This window comes from Saccharothrix sp. ALI-22-I (assembly GCF_001984175.1).
In the GTDB taxonomy this organism is placed as follows: Bacteria; Actinomycetota; Actinomycetes; order Mycobacteriales; family Pseudonocardiaceae; genus Actinosynnema.
Genome location: NZ_MTQP01000066.1, coordinates 339,892 through 360,896 on the forward strand (window position 1 = coordinate 339,892; position 21,005 = coordinate 360,896).

16 protein-coding genes are annotated in these 21,005 nt (G+C 70.7%); 12 read left to right on the forward strand and 4 right to left on the reverse strand.

The window, feature by feature from the left end:
• The first annotated feature begins 2 nt into the window (after nt 1-2).
• The 3 genes from ALI22I_RS30080 (at nt 3) to ALI22I_RS30090 (ending at nt 3,637) form a co-directional block, all read left to right on the forward strand.
• On the forward strand, nt 3-1,199 hold the full coding sequence (locus ALI22I_RS30080) for an MFS transporter (protein WP_443216977.1): 1,197 nt from the start codon (nt 3-5) through the stop codon (nt 1,197-1,199).
• A 20-nt stretch (nt 1,200-1,219) separates the two neighbouring features.
• Entirely contained in the window at nt 1,220-1,594 is a 375-nt protein-coding gene (locus ALI22I_RS30085; RefSeq protein ID WP_077008909.1) for an MmcQ/YjbR family DNA-binding protein, read from the forward strand.
• Between the two features lie 63 nt (nt 1,595-1,657).
• Nucleotides 1,658-3,637 (forward strand): amino acid transporter, encoded by a 1,980-nt coding sequence (locus ALI22I_RS30090; RefSeq protein ID WP_077008910.1) that lies wholly within the window; start codon nt 1,658-1,660, stop codon nt 3,635-3,637.
• Nucleotides 3,638-3,646: 9 nt separating this feature from the next.
• Here ALI22I_RS30090 and ALI22I_RS30095 read toward each other — a convergent pair whose 3' ends face one another.
• Entirely contained in the window at nt 3,647-4,168 is a 522-nt protein-coding gene (locus ALI22I_RS30095) for a DinB family protein (protein WP_077008911.1), read from the reverse strand.
• A 167-nt stretch (nt 4,169-4,335) separates the two neighbouring features.
• Between ALI22I_RS30095 and ALI22I_RS30100 the strand changes: the two genes are divergently transcribed.
• Genes ALI22I_RS30100 through ALI22I_RS30110 form a run of 3 tightly spaced genes read left to right on the forward strand, consistent with a single transcriptional unit; the run spans nt 4,336 to nt 6,155 of the window.
• The gene (locus ALI22I_RS30100; protein WP_077008912.1) at nt 4,336-5,031 is read left to right on the forward strand and encodes an arsenate reductase/protein-tyrosine-phosphatase family protein; all 696 of its coding nucleotides are present in this window, start codon (nt 4,336-4,338) and stop codon (nt 5,029-5,031) included.
• Complete coding sequence (locus tag ALI22I_RS30105; protein WP_077008913.1) at nt 5,032-5,745, forward strand: MIP/aquaporin family protein; 714 nt, start codon at nt 5,032-5,034, stop codon at nt 5,743-5,745.
• The gene (locus ALI22I_RS30110) at nt 5,742-6,155 is read left to right on the forward strand and encodes an arsenate-mycothiol transferase ArsC (protein ID WP_274523006.1); all 414 of its coding nucleotides are present in this window, start codon (nt 5,742-5,744) and stop codon (nt 6,153-6,155) included. Before ALI22I_RS30105 ends, ALI22I_RS30110 begins: the two co-directional genes overlap by 4 nt.
• A gap of 86 nt (nt 6,156-6,241) precedes the next feature.
• Here the strand turns inward: ALI22I_RS30110 and ALI22I_RS30115 are convergent, their stop codons facing one another.
• Nucleotides 6,242-6,556 (reverse strand): universal stress protein, encoded by a 315-nt coding sequence (locus ALI22I_RS30115; RefSeq protein WP_077008914.1) that lies wholly within the window; start codon nt 6,554-6,556, stop codon nt 6,242-6,244.
• Between the two features lie 108 nt (nt 6,557-6,664).
• Nucleotides 6,665-12,217, reverse strand: coding sequence for an NACHT domain-containing protein (locus ALI22I_RS30120; protein ID WP_077008915.1), 5,553 nt, complete (start codon nt 12,215-12,217; stop codon nt 6,665-6,667).
• A 117-nt stretch (nt 12,218-12,334) separates the two neighbouring features.
• Here ALI22I_RS30120 and ALI22I_RS51340 point away from each other — a divergent pair, with 117 nt between their 5' ends.
• Nucleotides 12,335-12,508, forward strand: a complete 174-nt coding sequence (locus ALI22I_RS51340) for a hypothetical protein (RefSeq protein ID WP_179118416.1) — start codon at nt 12,335-12,337, stop codon at nt 12,506-12,508.
• Between the two features lie 86 nt (nt 12,509-12,594).
• Here ALI22I_RS51340 and ALI22I_RS30125 read toward each other — a convergent pair whose 3' ends face one another.
• Nucleotides 12,595-12,924, reverse strand: a complete 330-nt coding sequence (locus ALI22I_RS30125; RefSeq protein WP_077009313.1) for an ATP-binding protein — start codon at nt 12,922-12,924, stop codon at nt 12,595-12,597.
• 448 nt (nt 12,925-13,372) lie between these two features.
• Between ALI22I_RS30125 and ALI22I_RS30130 the strand changes: the two genes are divergently transcribed.
• Genes ALI22I_RS30130 through ALI22I_RS30150 form a run of 5 tightly spaced genes read left to right on the forward strand, consistent with a single transcriptional unit; the run spans nt 13,373 to nt 20,988 of the window.
• The gene (locus tag ALI22I_RS30130) at nt 13,373-14,896 is read left to right on the forward strand and encodes a S1 family peptidase (RefSeq protein WP_179118417.1); all 1,524 of its coding nucleotides are present in this window, start codon (nt 13,373-13,375) and stop codon (nt 14,894-14,896) included.
• Entirely contained in the window at nt 14,893-17,106 is a 2,214-nt protein-coding gene (locus ALI22I_RS30135) for a serine/threonine-protein kinase (protein ID WP_077008917.1), read from the forward strand. The genes ALI22I_RS30130 and ALI22I_RS30135 overlap by 4 nt, the downstream gene beginning before the upstream one ends.
• Nucleotides 17,103-18,518, forward strand: coding sequence for a VWA domain-containing protein (locus ALI22I_RS30140; protein WP_083752126.1), 1,416 nt, complete (start codon nt 17,103-17,105; stop codon nt 18,516-18,518). Before ALI22I_RS30135 ends, ALI22I_RS30140 begins: the two co-directional genes overlap by 4 nt.
• Entirely contained in the window at nt 18,515-19,681 is a 1,167-nt protein-coding gene (locus tag ALI22I_RS30145; RefSeq protein WP_083752127.1) for a hypothetical protein, read from the forward strand. The genes ALI22I_RS30140 and ALI22I_RS30145 overlap by 4 nt, the downstream gene beginning before the upstream one ends.
• Complete coding sequence (locus tag ALI22I_RS30150) at nt 19,678-20,988, forward strand: ABC transporter substrate-binding protein (RefSeq protein ID WP_077008918.1); 1,311 nt, start codon at nt 19,678-19,680, stop codon at nt 20,986-20,988. The genes ALI22I_RS30145 and ALI22I_RS30150 overlap by 4 nt, the downstream gene beginning before the upstream one ends.
• Nucleotides 20,989-21,005: the final 17 nt, after the last annotated feature.

Consider the following 21,005-nt stretch of genomic DNA (forward strand, 5'->3'; position numbering starts at 1 on the left):
GCGTGATCGGGGGGCACGCCGGACCGCGCCGGGTGCTGGTGGTGCTGTGCCTGACCCAGCTCACCGGCTGGGGTGTGCTGTTCTACGGCTTCCCGGTGCTCGCGCCGACCATCGTGGCCGACACGGGCTGGTCCGGCACGGCGGTCATCGGCGCGTTCTCGGTGGCGCAGTTGGTCAGCGCGGTGGTCGGGATGCCGGTCGGCAGGCTGCTCGACCGGCACGGGCCGCGCGTGGTGATGACGGTCGGGTCGTTGCTCGCGGTGGTCGCGTTGGCGGTGGTCGCGGCGGCGCGGTCGTTGCCGTGGTTCTACGCGGGGTGGGTGCTGGTCGGCGTGGCCATGGCCGGGGTGCTGTACCAGCCGGCGTTCGCCGCTCTCACCCGCTGGCACGGTGAGGAACGCCGGGTGGCGGCGATGACCGCCGTGACGCTGGCGGGCGGGTTGGCGAGCACGGTGTTCGCCCCGCTCACCGCTGCGTTGGCCGCCCACTCCACCTGGCGGGAGACGTACCTGGTGCTCGCCGCGCTGCTGGCTGTGCTCACGGTGCCCGCGCACCTGTTCGGCCTGCGGCTGCCGTGGCCCGCCCACCCGGCCGCGACGGACGCCCGCCATCCGACCACGATCGCCCGCAGCCGACCGTTCGTGCTGCTGACCGTCTCGATGAGCCTCGGCGCACTGGCCATCTACGCGATCGTCGTCGCCCTCGTGCCGCTGTTCGCCGAGCGCGGCTTGTCCACGACCACCGCTGCTTGGGCACTGGGACTGGGAGGCGTCGGCCAAGTCGTCGGACGCATCGGTTACGGCCGATTGGTGGCCAGAACCAGCGTGCGCGCCAGAACAGCGGGCATTCTGCTGACCGCCTCCGCCAGTACCCTCCTCTTAGGACTGATCCCCGGCCCCGCGGTCGTGTTGATCGCCGTCGCTGTCCTGACGGGCGCCGTTCGGGGCATGTTCACCCTCGTCCACGCGACCGCCGTCTCCGACCGCTGGGGCAACGCCCACTACGGACGCCTCAGCGGCCTCCTCCACTTCCCGCTGACCGTCACCGCCGCCGTTGCCCCCTGGGCCGCGACCGCGCTCGCCGGGACGCTCGGCGGCTACCCGGCGGTGTTCGCCGTCCTCGCCGCACTGGGTGCCGTCGCGGCGGTCGTCTCCCTCAAGTCCGTGCCGCCGCGAAGTGAGACTTACACTGCGGAGTAAGACTTATCAGGGGGCGCGCGGTGGCTGTGGGTAGTGACGAGTTCTTCCGGATCGTGAACGCGCTCGTGGACGTCGAGCGCGCGGAAAGCGGGCAGTACAGCTCTTTCAGCGTGCGCGGCAAGCGGTTCGGGTACTACTGGCCGCGCACGCAGACCGTGGGCCTGAAGCAGACCCTGTCCGAGCAGCTGGCGCTGGTCGCGGAACGGCCGGAGGTCTTCGAGGAGCAGTTCACGGCCGGTGGTTTCGGCTGGGTCGTGGTCTACCTGGCGGGCATCGAGGCCGACGAGCTGTCGGAGCTGGTGTTCGAGGCCTGGCGGCTGTCCGCGCCCGAAGAACTGGTCGCCCAGGTGCCAGACCCGGCACAACCGACCTCCCACTCCCGCGCCACCACCTGACGCGCCGCAGATCCGGCCATGCTGTACTCCCCCGCAGCACGATCACCGACGGGGAGAGTCCGCATGACCGAAACGCCGGAATTCGCCGTTCCCGCACGGGTGGACAGCGCGGTCCGGCCGACCGTGCCGTCGACCGGGCTCGGCCGCTGGTTGTTGCAACACCGGGTGCAACCGGCCGGTCCGGAGAGCGACCACCAGCACGCCAAGCCCGAGGCGTGGTGGAAGGTCATGTGCCTGACCGGTGTGGACTACTTCTCCACTTTGTCCTATCTGCCCGGTATCGCGGCCTTGGCGGCCGGGGCGATCTCGCCGTTGGCCACGCTGCTGATCGTGGCGCTGACCCTGCTCGGCATGCTGCCGATGTACCGGCGGGTGGCGCACGAGAGCCCGCACGGCCAGGGGTCCGTGGCGATGCTGGAGGACCTGCTGCCGTTCTGGCGCGGCAAGCTCTTCGTCCTGGTGCTGCTCGGGTTCGTCGCCACGTCGTGGATCATCACGATCACCCTGTCGTCCGCCGACGCCACCGTGCACGCGTTGGAGAACCCGCACGTCCCGGAGTTCCTGCACGGTCAGGAAGTCCTGGTCACCGTCGTGCTGCTGCTGATCCTCGGCGGGGTGTTCCTGCTCGGGTTCAGCGAGGCCGTCGGCGTCGCCATCCCCCTGGTGGCGATCTTCCTGGTGCTCAACGCGGTGGTCGTGGTCGCGGGCGTGCTCGAAGTGCTCGCCGAGCCCGTCGCGCTCGACCGCTGGCTGGACGCGTTGACCGCGAGCGGCGGCTTCGGCGGCGTGATCGTGCCGGCGATCATCGCGTTCCCGCTGCTCGTGCTGGGCCTGTCGGGGTTCGAGACCGGGGTGAGCATGATGCCGCTGGTCGCGGCCGACGGCGAGACCGCCGGGGAACGGCTGGCCAACCGCATCCGCAACACCCGCAAGCTGCTCACCGCCGCCGCGCTGATCATGTCCGTCTACCTCATCGCGACGAGCTTCGTCACCACGGTCCTGGTGCCGGCGGAGGAGTTCGAGCCGGGCGGCGAGGCGAACGGCCGCGCGTTGGCCTACCTGGCGCACGAACTGCTCGGCGAGTGGGTCGGCACCGCCTACGACATCAGCAGCATCCTCATCCTGTGGTTCGCGGGCGCCTCGGCGATGGCCGGACTGATCAACATCGTGCCGCGCTACCTGCCGTCTTACGGCATGGCCCCGGAGTGGTCGCGCGCGGTGCGGCCGGTCGTGCTCGTCTACACCGCGATCGCCATCCTCGTCACCATCGTCTTCGGCGCCGACGTGAACGCCCAGGCCGGCGCGTACGCGACCGGCATCCTGGCGATGATGGTGTCCGCTTCGGTGGCGGTGACCATCTCGGCCGCACGGCGGCGGCAGCGCAGGGCCTCGATCGCGTTCACCGTGCTGACGCTGATCATGCTCTACGCGCTGGTGGAGAACGTGATCGAGAAACCGGACGGCCTGGCGATCTCGGCGTTCTTCATCCTCGGCATCGTGGCCGTGTCCCTGGTCTCCCGCGTCTCCCGGACCACCGAACTCCGCGCCGAGCACATCGAGTTCGACGAGCGGGCGCGCCGGTTCGTCACCGAGTCCATCGCCCACGACAACGCGCTGACCGTCATCGCCAACCGCCGCCAGGCGGGCGACGCCGCCGAGTACCTCGCCAAGGAGGTCGAACAGCGCGGGATGAACCCCGTGCCCGGCCAGGCCGACGTGCTGTTCCTGGAGATCGACGTGGCCGACCCCTCCGCGTTCAGCGAAGTCCTCCAGGTCCGGGGCGTGGAGGTGGACGGACACCGCGTCCTGCGCGCCGACAGCCCCGCCGCCCCCAACGCCATCGCCGCGATCCTGCTGGCCCTGCGCGACGCCACCGGCGTCCGCCCGCACTGCCACTTCGAGTGGAGCGAGGGCAACCCCCTCGGCCACCTCTTCCGCTACCTGATCCTCGGGCGCGGCGACACCGCCCCCGTCGTCCGCGAGATCATCCGCACCAGCGAACCCGACCCGGACCGACGTCCCAGCATCCACGTCGGCGGCTGAGGCGGTCCGTCAGCCCCGGTCTTCGAGGGTGAGCTGGCGGTGGTGGAAGTCGAAGTGCTGCACGGGGAATCGGTAGACGTCGGCCAGGGTCATGAAGTCCCGGAAGAACGGGTCCCACCGGGTCGGGTAGTGCATACCGCGGGCCAGGTCGGTGTCGGTTTCGCGGTCCAGTCGCCGGTGCAGGGCCGCGATCACGCGGTCGCAGAGCGTGGCCATCCGGCGGCGGCCGAGGGTCGTGCCACCCAGCCACGACCCGGCGAAGTTCACCGCGTCGAACGGCTTGGTGCCCGCGTTGAGCAGGCGGGCGAAACCCCGGCTGATCCGGACGGGGAGTCGGCTGAACAGGCGCACCAGGGCGAGCAACGCGCGGATGACGAGGAACCCGAGGAGCATGTGGAACAGCAGCTGTTCGTTGTTCCAGCGCGTGCCGTCGGACTTGCGGCGCAGGTCGGCGTCACTCGCCTGTTCCAGGAGCGCGTGGAACGTGGCCCGTGCCCGCTCCATGTCGTCGTGAACCGCCTGCTTGTCCACTCCCCCAGTGTGCGCCCGCCACGGCGCCAAAGCGCCTGGCGCCGGTGGAGACGATCGAGCGGTTCGTGTACGTGATCTCACCCAACGTTCATTGGCTCAATGAGCATTGAGCAGTTCCCCGACGCCACAGGTTGACGCCACGAACCCGCTCAAGCATGATTGAGTCAATGACTACTGACTGGCCTTCGGACACGGTGGCCCGTGCCCGCGTGCACGCGGCCCTCGGCGAGCCCGCCCGGCTCGCCGTGGTGGACCTGCTCGTGCTCGGCGACGCCTCCCCCGGCGAGGTCGGTCGCGCGCTCGGGCTGCCCAGCAACCTGCTCGCCCACCACGTCAAGCTGCTGGAACAGGCGGGCGTGATCGAGCGGTCACGCTCGGAGGGCGACCACCGGCGCACCTACCTGCGCCTGCGCACGGCCGCGCTCACCGACCTCGTGCCGACCGGACTGCGGCAGGCGCCGCGCGTGGTGTTCGTGTGCAGCCACAACTCCGCACGGTCACAACTGGCCGCCGCGCTGTGGAAGCGGCACAGCAAGGTGCCCGCCGCGAGTGCGGGCACCCGGCCCGCCGAGCGCGTGCACCCGCTGGCCGTCGCCACCGCCCGCACGCACGGGCTGTCACTGACCCGGGCCCGCACCCACCACCTGGACGCCGTGCTGAAGCCGGACGACCTGGTCGTCGCGGTGTGCGACAACGCCCACGAAGAACTCGACCACTCCACGCACACCGACCGGCTGCACTGGTCCGTGCCCGACCCGGCCGCGGTCGGCACCGAGGACGCGTTCGACGCCGCCTACCGCGACCTCGCCGACCGCGTCGAACGCCTGGTGCCCGCCGTCCGCCCCGCTTCCGAGGGATCCTGAATGCCCCGCCCGCTCCCCCACCGGCTGCTGGCCGAATATCTCGGCAGCCTGCTGCTCGCCGCCCTGGTGATCGGCTCCGGCATCGCCGCCCAACGCCTCTCCCCCGGCGACGTCGGCCTGCAACTGCTGGAGAACGCCGCCGCCACCGCCGTCGGCCTCTACGCCATCATCCTGATCTTCGGGCCGATCAGCGGCGCGCACTTCAACCCCGCCGTGTCGATCGTGGACGCCGCGTTCCGCGGACTGCCGTGGCGTGACGTGCCGTTCTACGCGCTCGTCCAGGTCCTCGGCTGCATCACCGGCGCCGTGCTGGCCAACACCATGTTCGAGGCGTCACCGGTCAGCATCAGCACGACCGGACGTGCCACGTTCGCCCACGGGTTGTCCGAGGTCATCGCGACCGTCGGCCTGCTGCTGGTGATCTTCTCGCTGGTCAGGTCGGGCAGGGCCGCGCTCGCCCCGTCCGCGGTGGGCGCCTACATCGGGGCCGCGTACTTCTTCACCAGCTCCACCAGCTTCGCCAACCCCGCGATCACCGTCGGCCGCGCGTTCAGCGACACGTTCGCCGGTATCGCGCCCTCGTCCGTGCCGGTCTTCGTGCTGGCGCAGCTCGTCGGCGTCGCGGTGGCCGTTCCGCTGCTGCGCACGCTCTACCCCACCCCGTCCGCTGTCGAGGCGACCGCGGCACCCGTCACCGAAGGACAATCGCGTTGAACAGCAAGAAGCCCGAAGTCCTGTTCGTCTGCGTCCACAACGCGGGCCGTTCCCAGATGGCCGCCGCGCTCCTCCAGCACTACGCCATGGGCCGCGTCACCGTCCGCTCGGCCGGGTCCGCGCCCGCCGACAAGGTCAACCCGGCCGCCGCCGAGGCGCTGGCCGAGCTTGGCCTGGACATCACCGCCGAGGTGCCGTCCAAGCTGACCACCGAGGACGTCGAAGCCTCCGACGTGGTCATCACCATGGGCTGCGGCGACACCTGCCCCGTGTTCCCCGGCAAGCGCTACCTCGACTGGGAACTCGAAGACCCGGCCGGCCAGGGCGTGGACGCCGTCCGCCCCATCCGCGACGACATCGACCGCCGTATCCGCGGCCTGCTCGCCGAACTCCTCGACGCACCCGCGTAGGCGCCACACGTTGCGGGGTGTCCGACACCCCGCAACATCGCCGACGTGCCCCGGTACTTCCCACCGGAGCAGGCCGGCTACGCCGGTCAGGTCGGCCGGACCACCGCCACCGGGCACGGCGAGTGGTGGACGAGGGCCTGGCTGGTCGAGCCGAGCAGCGCGCCAGTGAGGGCACCGTGACCGCGGGTGCCGACCACCAGCAGTTGGGCGTGCTCGGCGAACCTCAGCAGCGCGGGCACCGGCCGGTCGTGGACCACGCACCGGTCCACGAGAACGTCCGGATACCGCTCCCGCCACCCGGTCAGGCGCTCGGCGAGCAGGCACAGTTCCTCCTCCTGCACCTGCTCCCAGTCGACGGCCAGCCGGGAGTGGTACGCGCGTCCACGAGGAAGTCGTTCCACGCGATCACGGCACTCAACCGCGCACCACACCGGGAGGCCGTCTCGAACGCGTGACCGATCGCGGCCTCACTCGCGGGCAAACCGTGCCCCGTCGTCGACAGCCGAGCGTTACAACGTCCGAGGTGGGCGCAGGTCCGAGATCACCCGGATAGCACCCACGACGTCCCTCAATGCCTCGGCCACGTGAAGACCGGCGACCGGATCGTCGCCATCACTGAGGACATCGAGCAGGATTCGTCGTGCGACGGCCTGGTGCCGGGGATCGAGGGATCGGAGAGCTTGGGCGACTTCGATCTTGCGTAGGACCTCGGATCCAGGCACCAGCGATTCCAGCGCGTCACCGGCCTGGGCCCGGTCGGAGAGCCAGCGCGAGGCCAGCAGCCCGGAGGCGAGTGCGCGTTCGTGGTCGTCCGCCGAGAGGTCCGCAGCCTGGCGTTTCAGTACATCGACCGCGAGATCACCGCGGTCGGCGGAGTCCCGGAGGAGCAACTCGCAGGCACGTCGCCGAGCAGTCGGTTCGGCCGCCTCGTCCGCCGCCACGGCCTCCACCGCCGACAGGGCCTCGTCGAGGTAGCCGTTGTGCAGCTCGACCAACGCCGTCCACGCCTCTATCCGGTCGACGGCGGAGAAGTCGTCCGAGGTCATCGCCTCCAGCAGCGCAAGCCCTTCGGCCCGCGCACGCCCGGGCTCCACCATCGCCACGGCGGCGCGGCGACGTTCGCGAATGTCGACGTCCGGGTCGCTCGCCAAGGCGCGGAGCACGCCGTTCGCCGCGTCGTAGGAAGACCTCGACATGGCCAGCAACGCCTCCGCCGCGTAGCGCCGTTCTGCCCACGGCATCTTGTCGTCGGCGGCGAACCGCTGAACCAGGTCGACCATCGATTCCCCGGCGACCGGATCGAGCCGCAGGACCGACGCCGCGGCGTCGGTCCGTTCCCAGACCGCGCAGGTCTCGTCATGGGCGAGCGCGGTCAGCGCCGCCCCGGCATCGGCCAGACCCTGCATGTCGAAGCTGCCCAGCCTCAAGGCGGCGAGACGGCGTTCCCAGCCGCCCAGATGGGGGTCCTCCGTGAGCACACGCAGGGCACGGGCGGTGGCGCGGCGGCCGTGCGGGGCGATGCGGAGCAAGGCTTCGACTGCCTCCAGTCGCACCCGCCCGGACGCGGTCGGGTCAGCGACCAGCTCGTTGAGCTCGATGAACGTCTCCCACGCCCGCGTGTCGTCAGCCATGACCAGCTCGACCTTCGCCAGGAGCGACGGCACGAGGTCGTCCGGTTGCCCGTCCGCCAGGCGCTCCAGCGCGGCCAAACCGGCCGACCGAGGTTCGCCGCCGAGCGCAGTGAGGTGCTGTGCCGCCCACAGGCGGTTCCAAGCGTCGACCTCCGGCTGGTCGGCGAGATCGCGCAGGGCTGCCACGCCGTGCTCGTACGACTCAGGCCCCAGAGTGGTCAGCCATTGTGCCGCCTGGCCGCGAAGGGCCGGGTCCGCGCTCTGGTCGGCAGTCACCAGGTTCAGGATGTTGATCAGTTCACGCAGCACGGCGCCCCGCCATCGGCCCAGCGCCTGGGCGACGCCGATCCGCAAGGCTGCCTGGCTCGAGGGGTGGGCCGCCAGCGTCCCCGCCGACTTCGCCGCCCGAGCAACCCAGTCGCCACCGAACCGGGCGAGCTGTTCGCATGCCTGCAACCGGAACCCCGGCGGAGCGGACGCATCAGCCGCGAGAATTTCGAGCGTGGTGGCCACCATGTCGTGCCGGTGCTTCAGTCGGAGGAGAGCGGCGTGGCGGTGTTCGCGGTGGACGGCCGGATTGGTGGCGATCTTCTCCAACTCGGCCAAGGCGATCGACGTGTATTCCCCGCCGAGCCGTACGGCGATCTCGGCGAGGTCCAGCCGAGTCACGACGTCGTCGACAGTCGCACCCTGTACAACGGCTGCCTCGGCTTGGTCGCGTTCGCCCGCACGCACGAGCCTGATCAGGATGTTGACCCGGTCCCGGCGGCTCAAGCGGGGTTCTTCGGCCATTTCCCTCGCGGTGCGCAACGCATCGGCGCGCTCCTCCTCGCCGAGCGAGCCGAGGGCGGAAACGGTATTCAACCTGTCGTCGGTCGGTCTGGTCGTGTCCCGGGTCTTGGCGTGCAACGTGGCGACGGCTCGGGCGCGCTCGTCGTCGCCCACGTACGCCATCAACGTGAACACCTCCTGGACGGATATCCAGCCGGGTAGGTCGGCGAGGTTCCACTCGAGCGCCTCGACCGCACGGGCCGGAGTCGCCGGGGCATGGATGAACAGCTCTGCGGCATAGGTGTTCAGTTGGGTCTGGGGAGCTTCGAACAGCGGGATGTACGCCGACGCGATCTCGTCCCGCAGATCGGGTCGGTGCTCCTGCAGGTAGAACACCATCCACAACTGGTCGTGCGCGGGGATTGTCGGGTCGAAAGCGAGGTGCCGCATTGCCGACCAACCCGCCTCAGCCCACTTCTCCGGAGACTTGGCCAGTCTCAAGGCGGCGTCGCGTCGCATGTCGTGGGACAACGAGGGATCGGCACACAGATCGGAGAGCGCGGCGTTCGCGCCGGCGTGGTCGCCGATCCGGATGAGTTCGCGGGCGATGCGCGCTCTGACCGCCCCGGTCAGCGCCGGGGACCGGCCCAGCCTGGTCAGCACCGCACTGGCCAGTGCTTCGCGACTCGGATCGACGCCGGCCGCGAGGATCGCCGCGCTCGCCTGCCAGTCCGCAGGCACGTCGGCACCACTCAGGTGCGAATCGCACCACGCGAGCACCTCGGCGCGCTGCTCGGTGCCCATGTTGGCCAGCAAGCGCCCGGCCCGCAGTCGTTGCGCCGGCGAAGTGGTCGGCCCCGTGAGGAGTTCGCGAGACGTGGTCACGGCTGCCGGGTAAGCGGCGGTGCCGAGCTTCACCAGCGCCTCGCTCACATCGCACCGGTAGTCTTCGCCGATCGTCCGGTCGAGGGCGAGAGCGCTCATGGCCTCGACCGCCTTGGGACGGTGTGCCCGGCCCAGTTCGGCGATGGTCTCGGCGGCGCGAAGCCGCCAATACGGGTCGACAACGCTGTCGCGGGCGATGGCCTCCAGGCTCTCCACTGCCGACATCCGGTGTCGCTTGCCCAATCTGCCCAGCGCCGACGCGCCGGAGATGCGGGCGTACTCGGTCAGATGCGGGTTGTCCACCAGACGAACCAGGTGCTGCACGGCCCACTGGTGGCGGCGCGGTTCGATCGAGGGAATGGCTTCGGCGATTGTCAAGCGGTCGTGGACATCGACCGCGGGGTCGTCGGTGAGTTCGACGAGAACGGCCGCTGCGGGCTCGCGGTGCTGCCGACTCACCTCGGCGAGCTTGATCGCCGCGTCCACGCGTTCGGAGATGTCGAGCAACGGGCTCTTCACCATGCCCAGCAGCAGCGCGGCGGCGGACTCCAAGTGCGCGCCGCCGAGCCGGGCGAGGTCGTGCGCCGCGGTCCGCCGCTGGTGCGTGGACGCGGTCGGGTCGGTGGCAAGGACCGTCAAAACTCCGGCCGCCGTCCGCCGTTCGGCTTGGCCGAACTCGGCCAGCACACCCGCCGCATAAAGTCTGTCCCACGCTGTGTTGGACGATTTGTCCGTCATGCCGACCAGCACCCGGATCGCGGTGTCGCGGGCGTCATCCCCGAACTTCGCGAGCACCTTCGCCGCCTGACGCCGGTGCCAGGAAGGCCAGGTGTGGTCAGTGGACCGGACGAGCATCGGAACGCCTTCGCGCCACACCTCGGGCGAGTGCTCTCGCAGCAGGTCGATGACGGTGATCTTCAGTTCGTCGTGGACGGCCGGGTCCTTGAGCAGTGCCGTCAACCACGAGCGGACGGTCGGCCTGCCGACCAGGCCCCGTAAGTTCCTCAGCCGCGTCGCGAACTCGTCGTCGGCGACGGCTTCCTTCCTCAGCTGTGACAGGTACTCCCGAACCCGCTCATCGCGGCACGGCGTACCCTGGTTGATCAGTTCGCCCGCCCGTTCCCGCTGGGTCAGGGTGCCGCGCTGGAGCGCTTCGATCACCGCGTCCCCGTCGCGCAGGTACAGGTAGTGCAGCACGACGCGGGTGTCGTTCTCGTCGCCAAGGGACATGCCGCGGATCAGTTCGTCCCACACCGGTTCGGTCGGGGTGAACCGCTCGGGCAGCTGCTTGGCCTTCGCCGACGCCGCCAGGTGTTCGGCGAAGGTCTGGTGCAGGAAGCGCAGCCGTCCACCGCTGCGGGTCAGCAGGCCGGTCTGGCACAGCCACTCCGCCAGGGTGTCCTCCCACTTCGGGCCTCGCCTGGGCGGCAGCAGGTCCTTCTCGGCCAGGTGGTCGCGGGCCAGGTCGAGCAGCGGGGTCTCCGTGGTCATGTACGACAGGGCCAGGTCCTCCAGCAGCGGCATGCGTTCTTCGCCGATGCGCCACGCCAATTCGTCGTCGCCCGCCAACGCCGCCAGCGCCTGCGCGTCGGCATCCGCCCGCATCTCCGCGTAGCTCTTGATGTACCGGACGTACAGCTCGTACCGGCTCGCCGGCAGCGGGCTGTCCGGGTCGGACTGGTGGACGTTCGCCGCGATCGCGGCCAGCAGCGGCACTTCCAGGACGTCGGTCAGGCCGGCCGTCCGGACCTGTTCCAGGAAGTGGTCCGCCGCGACCACGCCGTCCGTGGTGTCGCGCGGGTTGAACCAGTTGTGCGCGAACCGCTTCAGCGCCTCGGCGTCGAACGGTTGCAGCTCGAAGAAGCCCGCGCCGGTGAGCCTGGTGGTCTCCCCCAGTTCCAGCGGCCGGGTGGTGATCAGGAAGCGCGTCGAGTTCGTCGACTGGCCCATCCGCCCGGCGATGAGGGTGATCAGCTGGTCGCGGGCGGTGTTGTCGGGGATCTCGTCCAGCGCGTCGACCACCACCATCCAGCGGTGGCCATCGACGTCCTGGGTGAACAGGGCCGGGCGCAGTTCGCGATCGGAGAAGCCCGGGTACTCCTCGGTGAGCGACGCCAGCAGCGCCTCGCCCCACGATCTCCCGTCGATGTGCTTGGCCAGCACCCGTGCCGACAGCAGCAGCGGGATCAACGGCTGGGCGTCGCGCACCTGCTCGACGAGGTCGGCCACGAGTTGCCGGGCCAACGTCGTCTTGCCCAGGCCCGCGCCGCCCTCGATCACCAGGTGGTCGTTCTGCTCGAACACGTCCTGGAACGGCTGGGCCAGCGTCGAGGCCAGCCGGGTGCCCTCGACCCACCCCACTTCCTCGGGTAACTCCTCCCGGGGCCACCGCACTTCCGCCGGTGAGCTGACGCTCTGCCGGACGTACAGCGTCGACAGGGACAGCGGTTGGCGGGAGGGCAGCAGGTACGGCAGTTCCCGGCACACCATCGCCATCCGGTCCAGCAGGTCGACGAGCGCTGGAGGCAGGGCCGGGAGCTTGAAGTTGCGCGCTTCGGCGTACAGCGTCGCCAGCTCCGGCGCGTCCGGGAACTCGGCCGCGATCCGGGCCGCGTCCTTGACCGAGGGCAGACGCCTGCCCGCGAGGATCTCCGACAGGTGGGACGTCGAGACGAACACCGCCTTCGCGAAATCCGCCTGAGTGCCGGGGCGGTTCTTCACGAGTGGGCGCAGGAGGTGTGCGTACGCGGCGGCGGGGTCCTGCGGGTCGCTCACTCGGCGCCTCCCCAGCGGTTCCGGAGTTTCGGAAATCTTCCCATCCTGTCCGGAATCCGAGTGCTCCAGCAGCGTGGTTCTCGTCAGCGGAACTACGGCACACGAGGAGCGGTCGGCGTGACGGAGCAGTGGTGGTTGTGGGCGGGATCGGTCCCGGTGCTGGTCAGCGCCGTGCGCGGGCTGGTGTCGGTGTGGAAGTTGGCGATCACGGTGCGCGGCACGAAGGGCGCCGAGCGGGCGCGGGTCTTGCGGGCATACGCGCAAGTCGCCTCGGAAGAATCGGCCCGGTAGCCGCAAGAATGAGGCCCACCCGGGGAAGAACCCGGGTGGGCCGTGCGGCTGGGACGCCAGAAGCGGGGACGTCAGAAGCCGGGACGTCAGAAGGCGACTTCGCCCCACACGGTCTTGTAGCCGACTTGGGGGTCCACGCCCCAGCGTGACGACAACCGGTTGACCAGGAGCAGTCCGCGGTGGTGCAGCCCGCGTCCGCCCAGTTTGCCGAGCACGGGCAGCCGTTCCGGACTGGCGTCGTCCACCTCCACCCGGACCAGTCCACCCGGTGGATGGCTCAGCCGCAGCCGGCGGGGTTCCAGGGCGTGCTCGAAGGCGTTGGTCAGCAGCGCGTCGGTGATCAGCAGCAGGTCGAGCAGCTGTGACTTGTCCAGGACCGACGCGTTCGCGGTGATCCACTTCCGGGCGCGGCTCATCGGTGGGACGGTGTCCCCCAAGTCGAAATCGACCTGGTCAGGGGACCGTTCGAGGTCCACGGGCACGTGCCTTCCAGCAAATCGGTAAGCCTGTTGTTTCAGAGCGCAAAGGCCCGGTTGCCCGATCCGGCGTGCCGCCAAACGGCGTCACCGACATCGTTATCGGTCCGTCGTCACCCGTCCGGGTCATTCGGGCGTTCGTGGTGACGGTCGGGTGGCCTGCTTGAGGTAGTGGGCGATCAGCGCGTAGCTCTCGCGGGCTTTGACGACGTCGCTCATGTCGTAGGCGTGGTCACCGTCCGGCACGTCGCGGTGTTCCAGCAGGGCACCGGCCTGCCGACGCCCGGCGGACGCGGCTGATTGTGGTCCGCGGGGTGGCTTTGGGCCATTCGAGGGGTTGATCGGCAACTCGCCACGGGCCCGTTACCGCAGGTCGTATGGTCGCGCCGTGGCGGCTGGACAGCGACGTTCGTCGGAGGACGAACAGTGGCGCGTGCGCCTCGTCGACACCGAGGGCCGCACTCACGGTGCCGGAGTACAGCTCGGGCAGCGGCACGTGCTGACCTGCGCCCACGTCGTGTCCGACATCGGTGACGACGTCGTCGTGCGAGCGGGTTCCGCCACCGCGCGGGCGGTCGTTCGCCGGTCCGTCCCCACGCTGCCGGACGGTCGCGGGGACGTCGCCCTGCTCGAACTGGATCGCGATCTGCCCGGTGACGGGGCCGTGCTGCACCGGGCGGCGGTGAGCTGGGACCGAGCCGTGCACGTGTTCGGGTTCCCGGAAGAGCTGAGCGACGGCGTCTACGCGCGCACGGTGACCGCGGGTCGGGCCGGTCCCGGGTCGGAGTGGATCCAGATGAACGCCCGGTCCAGCGTCGAGCAACGGGTGCGTCGCGGGTTCAGCGGCGGCGGGGTCGTCGACGACCAGACCGGTGCCGTGCTGGGCATCGTGGTCAGCGCGTACAAGGACAAGACGCAGGCGTCGGCGAACCTGTCGTGGATGATCCCGGTGGAGACGATCATCTCGCACCTGCCCGACGTGACCCGGTGGGTGACCGGGGAGTCCGCCGCCGACGAGGTGTTCAGCGGCAGGGCGTCACCCGAGGTCTCGCGGGTCGGTGTGGCCAAGGCGCTGGCGGACTGGCTGGCCCGGAGTGGTCGCGGTGATGTCGTGATCACGGTGGTGGGTGCGGACCGGCGGGAGTTGTACCGGCTGGTGGCGTTGGCCGACCGGGAGTCGCGGTTGGTCGCCCCCGACGCGCCCGACGGCACGGTGCCGGCGGTCGGCAGCATCGACCTGGCGGTGGACGCCTCGGGCCGGACCGCGGACGAGGTGGCGCTGCGGATCGTGCGCCGGGTGGGGATCGCCGTGGACGAGCGGGTCGGGTCGAGTGCGCTGGTCCGGTCGGGCATCCCGCCGATGACGGTCGCGGTGGACGGCGTGGACCAGGCCGTGGACCCCGACGAGTTGCTGAACGGGGTGCTGCGACCACTCGCGGAGCACGGGACCCGGCTCATCCTCGGGTTCCGGCACCCGGAGTCGCCCAGCCTGACCGCGGCCAGGGCGTGGGAGGTCGACCAGCGCCTGGACGACCTGAGCCGGGTGATCGTGGCGCACGGCGGCGACCGGGCGATGCGGCTGAGGCAGCGGGTGACGGAGCTGCGGATCATCGCCAAGCGCCTGGGTCCCGCGGCGGTGCGGCCACAGTTGGAGAAGTTCGCCCGCGAGGTGGCCGGTATCGAGGCGGACGCCGGTCCGGACGACGTGCCGCGGGAACTCCACGAACAGGAGAAACTGCTCGACGTCTACCTGGCCAAGGCGGTGAAGCGCCGGATCGCCGAGCGCCCCGACCTCGTGGCTCTGCACCGCACCGCGACCGGGTTGCTGCGGCGAGAGCCACCCGACCTGGACGCCGTGAAGGACACGGTCCTGGCGTACGCGCGTGCGGTGCGGCGAGAGGAGCGGAAGTGACCCCGTGCAACCGCCCCGGCTGCGGGGGAACCGTGGAGGAGACGGGCTTCTGCGACACGTGCGACCGGCGGCCGCTGGACGACGACCAGGTGGACCCCGGCAGCACCCGGCAGGGCGACGCGTTGTCGTTGCCCGTCTTCGAGTTCCCCGATCCGTCCAGCCGCATCCGCACCGACGCGGAGGTGCCGGAGGACAGTCGCCGGTGCGGCTGGTGCGAGGCCCCGGTCGGTCGCAGCTACAAAGGAACGCCGGCGCTCGCCGAGGGGATCTGCCGCCGGTGCGGTCAGCCGTACTCGTTCCTCCCGACGCTGCACGCGGGCACCGTGGTGGCCGACCAGTACGAGGTGATGGGGGTTTTCGCCCGCGGCGGCCTCGGTTGGGTCTACCTCGCGCGCGACACGCACCTGGACGGCAACCTGGTCGTGCTCAAGGGCCTGATCGACACGCGTGACACGGGACTGGCCGTGGCCGAACGCCGTGCGTTGACCACCATGGACCACAAGAACATCGTGCGGATCTTCAACTTCGTGTCGCACCCCGACGCCCGGACCGGCGAGTCGCGCGACTACATCGTGATGGAGTACGTCGACGGCCTGGAGCTCAGCGAGGTCCAGAAGTGGTCCGCGCTCGGGCGTGAGCCGCTGCGGGTGGAGCACATCCTCACGTGCGTCAGGTACGTGCTGGAGGCGTTCGAGTACCTGCACGGCCGCGGGTTCCTCTACTGCGACATGAAGCCGGCGAACGTGATCATCCGGCCGGGCAACCGCGGCGAGCACGAGAGCCGGGTGAAGCTGATCGACCTCGGCGCGGTGCGCCGGATCGGTGACCGCGCCTCGCCGAGGATCGGCACGGACGGGTACGAGGTGTCCGAGCGGGAGATCATCGAGCGCGGGTTGACCGTGCGGTCCGACCTGCACACCGTCGGCGTGATGCTGGAACGGCTGTTCCACGCCAGCGTGGACTGGGGCGAGGTCTATCCGCCCGCGAACGCCTCCACTCCCCTCGCGATCGGGCTGGAGTCGTTCGACCGGCTCTGCAAGCGTGCGGCCCACGCGGACGCCGACCGGCGGTTCGCCTCGGCCCGGCAGATGCTCGACCAGCTCGACGGGGTACTCCGGGAGTTCGCCTCGCTGCGCGACGGCGTCGCCCGCCCCGAGCCGTCCACCACGTTCACGCCCACGGCGGCGTTGCTCGACGACGGGCTCGGCTCGGTGCCGCCGCTGGCCCGCTGGACCCGGCCGCAGGAGTACCGCGGCACCGGCGAGTCGTTGCCGGACGGACGCCCGACACCCCGCGCCGTCGCCGTCGGGCTGCCGGTGCCGCGGGTCGATCCCGATGACGCCGCCGTCGACGTCGTGACGGCCGCGGGCGCGTCGGAACCGCGCCGGCTGCTCGACAAGCTGTCCACGGCCGGGCTCGACACCGCCGAAGTCCGGTTCGCCCGCTGCCGGGCGCACCTGGAACTGGCCGAACTCGACCAAGCCGCGGACGACCTGCGTGCGGCCGAGGACCAGGCACCCGACGACTGGAAGGTCGCGTGGCACAAAGGTCTGCTCGCGCTGGCCCGGGACGAGGTCGACACGGCGCGGGCCGAGTTCGACGCCGTCTACGACGCCCTGCCCGGTGAGGACGCGCCGAAACTCGCGCTCGGGTTCTGCGCCGAGCACGCCGGTGATCAGGTCCGCGCGGAGAAGCTCTACGAAGCGGCGTGGCGTCGCGACCGGTCGCAGGGCAGCGCCGCTTTCGGGTTGGCCCGGATCAGGCTCGGTCGACGCGACCGGGCCGGTGCCGTGGCGTTGCTGGACGAGGTGCCGAAGGTGTCCCGGCACTACGACGCCGCCGCGGTCGCGGCCGTGGTCGTCCTCTCCGGCCGGCTCGGGTCCGATGTGGCCGAAGAGGGAGAACCCGGTCCGGCCGATCTGCGCGAGGCCGCGGAGCGGTTGTCCGGGCTCTACCTGGACGGCGGCGCTCCGGCCGGGCCCGCCCGTGACCGGATGACCGCGATCCTGCGGGAAGCCGCGTCCCATGTGGACGATCAGCCGGCCGTGCTGCCGTCGGGGGCGTTGTTCGGTGATGGGCCGACCACGAAGGAGCTGCACAGGAAGCTTGCCCAGTCGTACCGGGCGCTGGCCGGGCAGGCGGACGACGCCGACGACCTCGGTGTCCTGATCGACCTGGCCAACAAGACTCGTCCGAGGACGTGGGTATGACATCGCGAAAGCAGCCGCGGATCACCCTGGCGGTGGAGCAGAACGAATACCTGTCACCGGGTGACACGGAGATGCACGCCGTGCTGACCGTCACGGCGGAAGGACTCGGCGGCAGCACGGGGCCCGGTGTGGCCGAGGCCGCCGAGGTGATCGCCATCGACTGCTCCAGCTCCATGCTCTACCCGCCGACGAAGATCACCTCGGCCCGTCAGGCCGCCGCCGCCGCGATCGACGCGTTGCGCGACGGGGTGTTCTTCGCCGTGATCGCGGGCACCGACACCGCGCGCGAGGTGTACCCGACAGGCGGGCGGCTGGTCAGGGCCACCGCCGAGTCCAGGGCCGCGGCGAAGCGAGCGGTTCGCGTGCTGCGGCCCGACGGCGGCACCGCCATCGGTGCGTGGTTACGGCTGGCGGACCGGCTGCTGGCCGCCCACCCGTCGGCGATCCGGCACGTCATGCTGCTCACCGACGGGCGCAACGAGCACGAGACCAGCAAGCAGCTGGACGCCGTGCTCGCGGCCTGCGAAGGACGCTTCACCTGCGACGCGCGCGGTGTCGGCGCGGACTGGTCGCCCCAGGAGCTGCTGCGCATCGTGTCCGTGCTGCACGGGTCCGCCGACGCCGTCCGGGCCGGTGAGGAGCTGGTGGCCGACTTCACCGCGATGATGCGCACGGCGATGGACAAGGTCCTGCCGGACATCCGGCTCCGGATTCGGACGGGGCAGTCCGCGCGTCTCCGGTTCGTCAAGCAGGTGCTGCCCACGCGCGCGGACCTGACCGAGTTCGGCACCGTGATCGACCCGCGCACGACGGTGTTCTCGACCGGCGCGTGGGGAGAGGAGAGCCGGGACTTCCACGTGTGCCTGGACGTCACGCGGGGTGGCGCGCCGCTGAACGAGGACGTCCGGGCCGCCCGGGTGGACCTGGAAGTCGACCACCACGGCACGGGCGGGCCCGCGGTGATCCTGGTGCGGTGGACCAACGAGCTCAAGCTCTCCAGCGTGATCCACCCGCTGGTCGCCCACTACAGCAAGCAGACCGACCTCGGCACGGCGATGATGGCCGGCTACGAGGCCTACGACGCCGGAAACGTGCGGCACGCCGAGGAGCAGTGGGGACGTGCCGTCGCACTCGCGTCCGGGCTGGGCAACGCCGAGGTCCTGCGTCGGCTGGGACGGTTGGTGGACGTCGTCGGCGAACCGGCGGACGGCGTGGTGCGGGTCAAGTCGTCGCTCTCGCCGCACGACATCCTCAGCAGCGCCATGGTGTCCGTGACGTCCAGTCGCGCCCCGCAGCCCGAGGTCGAGGTCGAGGAAGGGCCGGACGTGGTCTGCCCGAACTGCGAGCTGGTGTGGCCGCCCGGATCGGCGTTCTGCGAGGGCTGCCGCCAACCCATCGAGGCGGCACCGTGACCACTCGACGCCCCACCACGCGGGCCGCGCTGCTCGCGCGACTGCACCGCGTGCGCCGCCTGCTGCGGGCGCGTTCCAAGACCCGGCTGACGCTGTGGTCGCTGAACGCGAGTCTGCTCGTGACGACCGCGCTGGTGGCGGCGGTCTCGTGGTACGCCTTCGACGACGTACACGACACCATCGACACGGTGGACACCCGGACGTCCCGGGCCCTGCTGGAGGCGTCGGCGGCGAAGTCGGCGCTCGTGGAGGCCGACCTGTTGGCCATCACCAGCTTCCGCACCGGTGAAGCGCTGCTCTCCGGGCCGGGTGACCGCTACGGGAACCGGATCGCGACGGCGAGCCAGAGCCTCGCCCAGGTCGCCGAGGACAACGTGGCCGGCGAGGACGGCAGCAAGCAGATCCAGGTGGTGGAAGGACTGCTGGCCTCCTACACCGATTGGATCGGGCAGGCGAACGCGCACCACCGGCAGAACAGCGGCCTGGCCACGATCGACCTCTGGTACGCCTCCCGACTGCTGCACACGCAGGACAGCGGCGTGCTGGCGCAGCTGGAGAACCTGGTGAAGGTGCAGCAGGACGCGATGGACGTCCAGCTGGCGGGCAGCTCGACGTCACCGGGGCGGATCGCGTTGCTGACCGTGCCGGTGGGCGTGCTGCTCGCCCTGCTCGTCGGCGCACAAGTGTTCCACGCCAAGCGGTTCCGCCGGGTGTTGAACGTGCCGCTCGTGCTGGCCACGCTGGTTCTCGCGGGCGTGTGCGCGGTCGTCGGGTACGGCCTGGTCGCGCAGCACCGGGTCGAGGTCGCGGCCGATGACCTGCGGGCGCTCGTCGGCACGTGGCAGGAGCGGACGTCCGCCACGGCGGCCGAGGGGCAACAGGCGCTCAGCGACCTGGTGACCGGTGAGTGCCGGGGCGCGGACGGCGGGTGCGGCGAAACGGTCACCCGGTTCATCACCGAACTCCGCGCGGCCGACCCCGGGACCAGGCCCTCCGATCTGGAACTGACCGGGGGTGTGCAGCGGGTCAACTCCCAGATCGCCGTGGCGAACGGCACCGCGGACCTGGAGCTCCTGATCCCGGCCGGCGCCCTGCTGATCGCGGTGCTGGTCTGGCTCGGGTTCCTGCCCCGTCTAGAGGAGTACAGGCACAGGCGACGATGAACAGGACCACGGCACTACTGCTCACCGCGGTGCTCGCGGCCGCCGTGCCCGCGTGCGCCGGCACCGGTTCCCGGCCCACCGTCTCGATCCTCGCCTCCTGGACCGGCGCGGAGCAGACGAGCTTCGAGGCGGTGCTGGCCGCGTTCGAGGCGAAGGAGAACATCGAGGTCGACTACAACGGCACCCGCGCGGTCGGCCAGGTGCTGCGATCCGAGGTGCAGCAAGGCACCCCGCCCGATCTGGCGGTGCTGCCGAGTCCCGGCGAACTGGCCACCTACGCGCACGACGGCTACCTGCACGCGCTCGACGACGTGATCGGCCCGCAGACCGACGAGTACAGCAGCCAGTGGGTGGACCTGGAACGTGCCGCCACCGATCGCCGTTACGGCGTCGCGGTGAAGGCCGACCTCAAGGGCACCATCTGGTACAACCCGAAACGCCTGCCGGGGCCGAAGCCGACCACCGAGGCGGAGCTGGCGACGTTCGTCGGCGATCTGGCGGGTGGCGGTGCGGCGCCGTGGTGCATGGGGATGGGCGCCACGCCGGACTCGGGTTGGCCGGGGACCGACTGGGTGGAGAACATCCTGTTGCAGCAGGCCGGGCCCGACGCGTACCGGGCGTGGGCGGGCGGGGAGCTGGCCTGGACGTCGGAGCCCGTTCGGCGGGCGTGGCTGACGTGGGGGCAGCTCGCGGGGCCGACCACGGTGCGGGGCGGGCCGACGTCGGTGCTGCTCACCGACTTCGCGGATGCCGGCCGCGGGCTCTTCGCCCAGCCGGCCGGCTGCCTGCTGGACCACCAGGCCACCTTCGCCATGAGCATGTACCAGGGTTACGACGGGTACGCGGTCACCGCCGGATCGGACTTCGACTTCTTCCCGTTCCCCTCGTCCACCGGCGGCGATCGGGCGTGGGAGGTCTCGGCCGACCTGGCGGCGATGTTCAACCGCACACCGGAGTCGGAGAAGCTGATCAGGTTCCTCGCCTCTGCGCAGGCCCAGGAGATCTGGCCCGACAACGGCGGGGCGTTCTCGGTGAACCGCAAGGTGACCAAGGCGGTGTACGCCGACGAGGTGAGCAAGCGGATCGCCGAGACGCTGACGTCACCGGGCACGTTCTGCTTCGACGCGTCGGACCTCATGCCGGGATCGATGCGCACCGCGTTCTACCGGGCGGCACTGGAGTACGTCAACGACCCGACCCGGCTGGACACCGTGCTGGTGCAACTCGAAACCGTCCGGTCCAACATCGGGAAAAGCGAATGGCTGGACTTCCCCTGCGGCGGTCGAGTCACGGTCGGTCCCAGATGAGACTCGACGTTGACACC